General features: G+C 30.0%; 10 protein-coding genes and 1 riboswitch. All 10 genes read right to left on the bottom strand.

Annotated features, from left to right (window positions below; genetic code table 11):
* Positions 1–365: 365 nt before the first annotated feature.
* Positions 366–1,874, bottom strand: a complete 1,509-nt coding sequence (gene gcvPB, locus HMPREF2663_RS04835) for an aminomethyl-transferring glycine dehydrogenase subunit GcvPB (RefSeq protein WP_002446525.1) — start codon at positions 1,872–1,874, stop codon at positions 366–368.
* Positions 1,867–3,213, bottom strand: a complete 1,347-nt coding sequence (gcvPA, locus tag HMPREF2663_RS04830) for an aminomethyl-transferring glycine dehydrogenase subunit GcvPA (RefSeq protein WP_002446526.1) — start codon at positions 3,211–3,213, stop codon at positions 1,867–1,869. The genes gcvPB and gcvPA overlap by 8 nt, the downstream gene beginning before the upstream one ends.
* 19 nt (positions 3,214–3,232) lie before the next feature.
* Complete coding sequence (gcvT, locus tag HMPREF2663_RS04825; RefSeq protein ID WP_070845895.1) at positions 3,233–4,324, bottom strand: glycine cleavage system aminomethyltransferase GcvT; 1,092 nt, start codon at positions 4,322–4,324, stop codon at positions 3,233–3,235.
* 78 nt (positions 4,325–4,402) lie between these two features.
* A riboswitch (glycine riboswitch) is annotated at positions 4,403–4,545 on the bottom strand.
* Positions 4,542–5,054 (bottom strand): shikimate kinase, encoded by a 513-nt coding sequence (locus HMPREF2663_RS04820; RefSeq protein WP_002457723.1) that lies wholly within the window; start codon positions 5,052–5,054, stop codon positions 4,542–4,544. Its footprint overlaps the riboswitch before it by 4 nt.
* 164 nt (positions 5,055–5,218) lie before the next feature.
* Positions 5,219–5,710, bottom strand: coding sequence for a competence type IV pilus minor pilin ComGF (comGF, locus tag HMPREF2663_RS04815; protein ID WP_002446529.1), 492 nt, complete (start codon positions 5,708–5,710; stop codon positions 5,219–5,221).
* Positions 5,634–5,927, bottom strand: a complete 294-nt coding sequence (locus HMPREF2663_RS12240) for a hypothetical protein (RefSeq protein WP_002446530.1) — start codon at positions 5,925–5,927, stop codon at positions 5,634–5,636. The genes comGF and HMPREF2663_RS12240 overlap by 77 nt, the downstream gene beginning before the upstream one ends.
* On the bottom strand, positions 5,914–6,351 hold the full coding sequence (gene comGD / locus HMPREF2663_RS04810; RefSeq protein ID WP_002446531.1) for a competence type IV pilus minor pilin ComGD: 438 nt from the start codon (positions 6,349–6,351) through the stop codon (positions 5,914–5,916). Before comGD ends, HMPREF2663_RS12240 begins: the two co-directional genes overlap by 14 nt.
* Entirely contained in the window at positions 6,341–6,658 is a 318-nt protein-coding gene (comGC, locus tag HMPREF2663_RS04805; RefSeq protein ID WP_002446532.1) for a competence type IV pilus major pilin ComGC, read from the bottom strand. The genes comGD and comGC overlap by 11 nt, the downstream gene beginning before the upstream one ends.
* A gap of 17 nt (positions 6,659–6,675) precedes the next feature.
* Complete coding sequence (gene comGB, locus HMPREF2663_RS04800) at positions 6,676–7,743, bottom strand: competence type IV pilus assembly protein ComGB (protein ID WP_070845893.1); 1,068 nt, start codon at positions 7,741–7,743, stop codon at positions 6,676–6,678.
* A complete protein-coding gene (gene comGA, locus HMPREF2663_RS04795; RefSeq protein WP_002446534.1) occupies positions 7,715–8,689 on the bottom strand; it encodes a competence type IV pilus ATPase ComGA in 975 nt (324 codons plus the stop codon). The genes comGB and comGA overlap by 29 nt, the downstream gene beginning before the upstream one ends.
* Between the last annotated feature and the right edge of the window lie 13 nt (positions 8,690–8,702).

Below are 8,702 nucleotides of genomic sequence, written 5' to 3'. Positions count from 1 at the left end.
AAGCTGTCCCCTAAGAAAGCGAGCCAACAATAAGAAGAATTGTAAATAAAGAAGCCAGTAAATGAATTATAGAAAACTCATTTACTGGCTATTTTGCTAGGAATGATGTCCCAGCCGCTTTCTTTATTTATATAATTTTCATATTGAGAACGACTCGTCATCAAAAGGTACCGTCTCAGCCCGTATAGAGGATTGGCGCACCTTTCTCAAAAATATCATAAAAAAGCTACGTATTAACATCAAATCTAATTTTTAAATGCTTTAAAAAAGATATTTTCTATTTAGTAAAAGATTAGTATAAGTTAACTTTTGATTATTGTAACTTATAGAAATTTTAGCTAGTATAAAGATTTCTTTTTAGTGATTTAATTATTTTCAGAATCAATATTTGTGTGTTCTTTATACTTTTCGTTCTTAAGTTCTTCAAATTTAAGAATTGGTTTTCGTGCTGCAGTCGTCTCATCTAATCGGTCAATTATAGTTGTATGTGGTGCTTCTAAAACTTTATCTGGATCATTTTTTGTTTCATTAGCGATTTGAATCATCGCATCAATAAAGTAATCAAGTGTTTCTTTAGATTCAGTTTCTGTTGGCTCAATCATCATTCCTTCTTCGACATTGAGAGGAAAATATATTGTAGGTGGATGCACACCAAAATCTAACAGTCGTTTAGCCATATCTAATGTTCTGACACCATATTGTTTTTGTAAAGTTCCACTTAATACAAATTCATGTTTACAATATTGATTGAACGGAATTTCAAAGTGATTTTTAAGGCGAGATTTAATATAATTCGCATTAAGAACGGCAGCTTCAGATACTTCTTTTAAACCATTGGCTCCCATTGATCTGATATAAGTATATGCTCTTAAATAAATACCGAAATTTCCGTAAAACGGTTTTACTCGTCCAATTGAATTTGGAATATCATTGTCATATTTATATCTATCATTATCTTTTATAACCATAGGCTTAGGTAGATAACTGGCCAATTTCTCTACTACTCCAACTGGTCCTGATCCTGGTCCACCACCGCCATGAGGACCAGTGAATGTTTTGTGCAAATTAAGATGTACTGCATCAAAGCCCATATCACCAGGACGTACTTTATCTAAAATAGCATTTAAATTTGCCCCATCGTAATATAATAAACCACCTGCTTCATGAACGATTTTCCCAATTTCAATAATATTCTGTTCAAATATACCTAATGTATTTGGATTAGTTAACATGATTGCAGCTGTATTGTCGTTTACTACTCTTTTTAAATCTTCTATGTCAACTTCCCCACGTTGATTAGATTTTACAGTTACTGATTTAAATCCAGCAAATGAGGCAGAAGCAGGATTAGTACCATGTGCTGAATCAGGTACTATTACTTCATCTCGATGGCTTTGTCCATTTTTTTCATGATAAGCTTTAAAAATCATTAAAGCGGTCCATTCACCATGCGCACCTGCAGCAGGTTGTAGGGTAACTTCATCCATACCAGTAATTTCTTTCAATTCTTCTTGTAAACTATATATAATTTCAAGAGAACCTTGGACGTGTTCTTCTTCTTGTAAAGGATGAGATTCACTAAAACCAGAAATACGAGCTACCTTTTCATTAATTTTAGGATTATATTTCATCGTACATGAACCTAATGGATAAAATCCAGTATCAACCCCGAAATTTTTATTTGATAGTTCAGTGTAATGTCTAACTAAATCTAATTCTGAAACCTCAGGAAACTCAGCCTTATGTTTACGAATATACTTATCATCTAAGAGTGAAGCAATATTGATATTTTCAATGTCATTTTGTGGTAAAGAATACGCATATCTATCTTTTTTGGATCTTTCAAATATTAAAGGGCTTGATTTACTAATCATTTAACTCACCTGCTTTCATAACAAAATCATCTATTTCATCTTTAGATCTTAACTCTGTAACTGCGACTAACATATGGTTTTTAAAATCATCTGATACTTCACCTAAGTCAAAACCACCAATGTACCCATATTCTGCTAATTTAAGATTAATATTTTTTATTGGTTGATTAAATTTGACTACAAATTCATTAAAAGATTGTGCTTTTAGTACCTCAAAACCATGCTCTTCAAACTTATTTTTAGCATAATTAGCATTTATAAGATTTTGAACTGCAATTTCATAAATCCCTTGTTTACCTAAAGCAGACATTGCTATTGAAGATGCAAGTGCATTTAAAGCTTGATTTGAACAAATATTAGAAGTGGCTTTATCACGACGGATATGTTGTTCTCTAGCTTGTAAGGTGAGAACAAATCCACGATTACCTTCGTCATCTTGAGTTTGTCCAACTAATCGACCAGGTACTTTTCTCATTAATTTCTTTGTTGTAGCAAAATATCCACAATGTGGACCCCCAAATTGGGTAGGAATACCAAAAGGCTGTGTATCTCCCACTACTATGTCTGCCCCGAATGTACCTGGTGGTGTTAGTAATCCTAAAGAAAGTGGATTGGCGTATACGATAAATAAAGCTTTCTTATCCTTTATATAATTATTAATTTGTTCTAAATCTTCAATAGAACCATAAAAGTTTGGATATTGTACAGCGACAGCTGCTGTGTTGTCATCGATAAGTTGTTCTAATTTTTCTAAATCAGTAATAGTACCTTTAAGGTCAACTTCAATTATTTCAAATTCATCACGAGTTTTGGCGTATGTGTGTAGAATTTGTAAGGCTTGATAATGTAGTCCACTTGAAACTACAATTTTATTTTTTTTCGTATGACTTAGCGCCAATATACATGCTTCAGCAAAACTAGTCATACCATCATACATAGAAGAATTTGCTACATCCATATCTGTTAATTCACAAATGAGTGTCTGAAATTCAAAAATTGCTTGTAACTCACCTTGAGAAATTTCAGGTTGATAAGGTGTATATGCGGTGTAGAATTCAGATCTTGAAATCATTGCATCGACAACAGCAGGAGTATAATGATCATAAACGCCCGCACCCAGAAATGTTGCATGTGTTTCTTTAGTTGTATTTTTAGCTGCGAGACGATTTAACCTTCTAAGTAATATCGTCTCCGCTTCGCTTTCGGCAATGTTTAAATTTCTTTTTAATAAAATATCTGTAGGTATATCATCAAATAATTCGGAAATAGACTTTGCCCCAATACTATTTAGCATTTCATTTTTATCTTGTTCAGTTAATGGTATATAACGATGACTCAATATTTACACCCCTTTAAATTTATTTCTCAATTTGATTTTTTTTAACTATTTTTGCCTCAACTTGACGCTTACGTATTTGCACTATTACTTTTTTGCCCATTTCAAATGCACCTCTATCTATTATTGCAAGTGCTATAGATTTACCAGAAGATGGGGATTGTGTTCCTGATGTAACGAAACCAATTTGATTACTATTTTCATCTAGTACTTCATAACCTGTTCTAGCAATGCCTTTACCTAATAGTTCAAGACCTACTGTTCTACGCTCGGAACCATTTTCCTTTTGAGCTTTGAGTACTGATTTGCCAATAAAATCATTTGCAATTAACGGTTTAGCAGCGAAGGCTATTCCTCCTTCATAAGGAGTAATTGATTCAGATAAATCTTGACCATGTAAAGGTAATCCAGCTTCAAGTCTTAGAGTATCACGAGCACCTAAACCGCATGGTGTAACATCGTATTTTAATAATTGTTCCCATATATCCTTAGTATCTTCTTGCTTACAGTAAATTTCAAAGCCATCTTCTCCAGTATAACCAGACTGCGAAAGAATAATAGATTTACCAAAAAGTTGTACATTCTGTTTAAATTCAAACATTGCCATATGGCTTACATCTACATCCACTAATTCATTTATCAATACTCTTGAACGAGGACCTTGAATAGCTAATTGTCCGTATTTGTCTGAAGTATTGCTTACATCTACGGTGAAATTAGAGCTATGTTTTTTAATCCATTGATAATCTTTATTGGTATTTGCAGCATTTACAATAAGCAAGTAGTGGTTTTCATTAAGTTTATATGTAACTAAATCATCAATGACTCCACCTTCTTCATTACATAAAGCACTATACATTGCTTTATCATTTGTTAGAAGATTTGTATCATTAGAAAGGATGTATTGTATAAATTGTTCTGCATCTTTACCACTAATCTCTATCTCTCCCATATGACTTACATCAAAAAGACCAACATTATATCTAACTGCGTTATGTTCTTCTTTGATACTTGAGAATTGAACAGGCATTGCCCATCCACCAAACTCAACAATTTTAGCACCACTATCAACGTAATTTTGATATAAAGGTGTTTTTTTCAAATCTGTTGTCATACTTGTACCCCCAATTAATAATTTTTAAAAAACAGGATAGCATAAAGCTACCCTGTTTTAATACTCATTTCAGGAATGCGTCACAGTATTATCCTTTTGCCTGAGAGTTTCGTTATTTCACTTGCACCTTCGGCGATAGAGAGTCAAAATTGTAATAGACTATAATCGTTTAACTCATAATGATTCAAGTTTTGATCTCTATTCTCTCTAATACTGATCAATCGCTTAATAATTTTGTTTTAATTAAAGTACAAATTTCAGAGACACTCTGTGCACTATCAACTTTCATGAATGCGATTTCATTATATCTTGAAAGTCTTGAAGAATACAAGGCATCAAGTTGGTTAAGATTTTTACTTTTAGCATTGGGTCTATGTGAATCATTTTTAACTCGTTTGAAAATGATTTCAATGTCACAATCTAGCCAAACCACATGCTTTTGGCTTTTTAAGAGCTTTAATGAATTCGTATCTTCTATAATACCTCCTCCAGTTGAAATAATATCGAAAGTATTGAGACATGCTTTTAGGTACTTTGTCTCCAATGATCTAAAACCTTTTTCTCCGATATCATTAAATATATCAGGTATAGATTTACATTCATTTACTTCAATAAAATTATCTAAATCCACATAACTTAAATTATATAAATCTGAAAGATATTTTCCAACAGTGGTTTTACCAGTTCCCATGAAACCAACTAAAATAATAGGCACTTGAATACTCTTCAAATTAATCTACCTCTTTTAACTTATTAACGATAACTTTATTGTAGTAAACATCTAAGTTATGTATTGTCTTTAATTTTAAACTATATTGAGAGATATAAAAAGATATAATTGATAAATAAATTGAAAAAATTACTATTAAATATAAACTAATGAACGCTTTTTGGCTATAAAAAAAGGATTTCTTTGTGTTTATCGTTCGCATCTCCTGTTGTTATTAATAATTTCACTATATTATCGTTCGTTTTTAATATACGAGTAGATAAGACATGATTTAACAATGTAATATTACCTCTTTGATTAATATTTTTGTAAATTTTACGGTTCTTATAAATATACCTAATAACATCTTTATTTTTCTTAAGTTTAATTGTATATGCATTTTCGATCTCATAATTGTTTTTAGTCGTCATTTTCTCTTTAAGTAAATCTCTTCTAAAAAATTCAAATTGAATATCTTCGTTATTTTGAGCAGTATTTAGATAAAATGAAGTCAATTTAAGTATAGTCGGTAATAAAGCGAGTATTAAAGTAGTCACAAATAAAGCAAATAATGCTTCGATGTAGGTAAATGCTTTTATATTAAATAGAAATACAGGTTCGCGTATTAAATGCTTTATCCGCCCCACATATTTTATGATTGAATAATTGTATTTCATAATTTTCTATTACAACCCCTTGATAAAGTTCTTTCTTTTTATAGTGTTGAAGACTAGTTATCATGATTTGCTTGATTTTTATGTTATTTAAATTGATAAGATACTGATTGTTTAAGTTTGAAAACATAGGTATTAAAATCATTGTTATTGTACTAACTATAAAAAAGGCTAGCAATGCATCAATAATTAAAGACCCTTTAAATTTATATTTTGACAAATCTCAAACGCCCCTTTTCAATATGGAAGATTAATCTATAAGCATGTGAATTATATTGTAAAATGAGCGAACCAAAATGATTGATATTTCCATTTTTATCAAAATTTAATGTTTGAATTTTAGCTATATTAGTCACTTTTCCTTTATTAAGTTTAAAACTATATTTATCTCCATTTTCTTCAACTACTTGTACTCTATTTGAATTATTAAAAAATAATAAAGTTATCGATTCATTGTTGCTAATAGCTTTAGATTTATAGTAATTAAATTTTGTTATTAATTGCTTAATTTCATGTTCTTCATCAATTAGCTGAATGTCGAATAGGTTTCGTGACCATAAAGTTGTTATCAACAAGCAACTGATAATAAACAAAGTAAAAATCATCTCGACTAAACTAAATGCTTTAATGTTTTTAATTGGCAACTGCCTCTCCATTTGCAATACTAATTGTCTGACCGGATTTACATGTTTTTTGTCCTTCTTTTATAAAACCATCTGAAACCAAATCATCAATATTAGAAGGGTTGCGGTTATGTTTTAAAGCGTAGGCTTCTATTTGACTGTTTACCATTTTAACTTGAGCATCACATCCAGTTGACTGAATATGAGATGTTTGTTTTGCAATATTTGGAATTATAAGTATTAATAATAAACTGATTATTAGTAATACTAAAAGCATTTCTATCAAGGTAAATGCTCGTGTTTGTTTCAATAATTTCAATGTTTTCATTGATGTCACTCCTCAAATTATTTTATTGTTTGCATAAGTTCGAACATAGGAAGCATAATGACTAAGTATAAAGATACAATAAAAATTCCCAAGATAAAGAAGATGATAGGTTGTATAAATTTTGTTTGTTTTAACACTTTTTCCTCAAATTGCTGTAATAACATTTGACTGTATAATTTTAATTCTATATCTAATTTTCCATTTTTCTCTCCTTGTTCTATGAATTTAATTAAATCATTTTGAAAACATTGTAGATTCATTAATATAGTAGGTAACGGGAGCCCTCTATTAGCTTCTTTAAAAAGACAATTACCCAGAAATTTAAGAAATTCGTTATCTTGCTCATTACGATATATTTGGACAATTTGTTGAAGACTTGTACCATTTCTGTAAAATAAAGAAAGCTGATTGGAAAGTTGATAAGTTCTATATATTTTATAATACGTATTAATCATTGGGATTTTTAAAATAGATTTTAATTTTCTCTCAATTGGTAGATAATAGTAAAATTTATAAGTGATAAAAAATGCTATACCACTCATAAAGATAAAAATGAAAGTTAGCTTGGGAAGAAGGGTAATAATAAGAGTTAGTAGATTTTGAAATGTTGATAATTTAACATTCATAGTCTCATAAAGTTGTTGAAATTGAGGTATGACAGTTATATTTAAAATGGTTAATATGAATAAGAAGATAGAAATTAATGCAACAGGATATTGTAAGGTTTTGATGAGTCGTTTTTTAGCTTTCAAATTTCTTTTCATATATTGAACAGTATCAACGAGAGCCTCATCAATGTTACCGTAGTTTTCAGCAAATTTTATTTGAAGAAGAACTAATTCTGGATACCCTATCATTTTTAAAATATCATAACATGTAGCGCCGTTTTGTAGATGTTGGATAATCTTTTCATTTATTGTTCGTTCTTTATATTTAAAATAAGAGTTTAAAAATTTAAAACTTTGATATAAAGTGAATCCGTGACTTAAAAGCTGATGTAATCTCTGTAATAAGTCTATTGATTGTATTTCAGTAAGATATTTATTCCTCTTATATTTAAATGTATTTATCGACAACTTCTTCACATATAACACCTTCTTTAGACATTTTGTTTAAATGTGTAGATAATTTTGTGAAATTTTTAGGTAAAGAATGATTATGTTCAAAAAAATAATTGATTTGGCTTTGAAACATTAATTCCGATACTAGTTGACGAGTATTTGTAGTAGTAGTGATTAATCTTTGATTAGAAATTAAATTGATTGCCTGGCACAACTCTTGGACAGAAATACCCATTTCTAATAATCGTAATAATGCTCCCTTGCAATCATTCGCGTGCATTGTCGACAAAACTAAATGTCCACTTAAACTGGCTTGAATCACGTATTTAGCTACGGTAGAATCTCTGATTTCACCAATTAAAATTACGTCCGGATCACACCTTAAAATGGCTTTGAAAGAGCTTTCATAATTTATACCTGCCTTTTCATTAACTGATATTTGTGTGATTCCATTGAGTATTTGTTCTACTGGATCTTCAACTGATATTACATTTAAATTCAAATTTTGATGTGCATAAAGGACCATTTGGTACATTAAAGTACTTTTGCCAGAGCCAGTTGGCCCACTAAACAAAAGTAGACCTTGTTTCTTTTTCATGAAATGTTTAAAATCTTTAAATTCATATGATTCTCGTTTAGTTTGGAAGTATTGAGGTACTATACGAATTACACAACTTTCATTGCCTAATGATAACGGTAATGTAGAGATTCTTAAATAATATAAACGCTTCATCTTATAACTATATCTACCACTTTGTGCCCTATGCTGTGTTGATACATCTAACCCAGATTGAAACTTCATGTATATAAGTAATTTTTTATAAATTGGAAATGAAAGTGTATCATATATTGTGAGCTCATCTTTAATTCTTAGCTTAATTATAGTGTGTTCCTCACATGGTATAAAGTGTATGTCACTTGCTTCTTGCTTAATTGCATGATTGATAATCTGTTCAAATAAAATTTTCAAAAAAAATCACCTC

Origin of the sequence: Staphylococcus sp. HMSC077D08, assembly GCF_001837945.1 — a bacterium.
Lineage (GTDB): Bacteria > Bacillota > Bacilli > Staphylococcales > Staphylococcaceae > Staphylococcus > Staphylococcus epidermidis.
This window is presented reverse-complemented; position numbering and strand designations above follow the sequence as displayed.

Bases quoted from the DNA above. Each gene is read 5' to 3' on its own strand.
- gcvPB (WP_002446525.1), bottom strand. From the start codon at position 1,874: ATGATTAGTAAATCAAGCCCTTTAATATTTGAAAGATCCAAAAAAGAT.
- gcvT (WP_070845895.1), bottom strand. From the start codon at position 4,324: ATGACAACAGATTTGAAAAAAACACCTTTATATCAAAATTACGTTGAT.
- comGF (WP_002446529.1), bottom strand. From the start codon at position 5,710: ATGAAATACAATTATTCAATCATAAAATATGTGGGGCGGATAAAGCAT.
- comGC (WP_002446532.1), bottom strand. From the start codon at position 6,658: ATGAAAACATTGAAATTATTGAAACAAACACGAGCATTTACCTTGATA.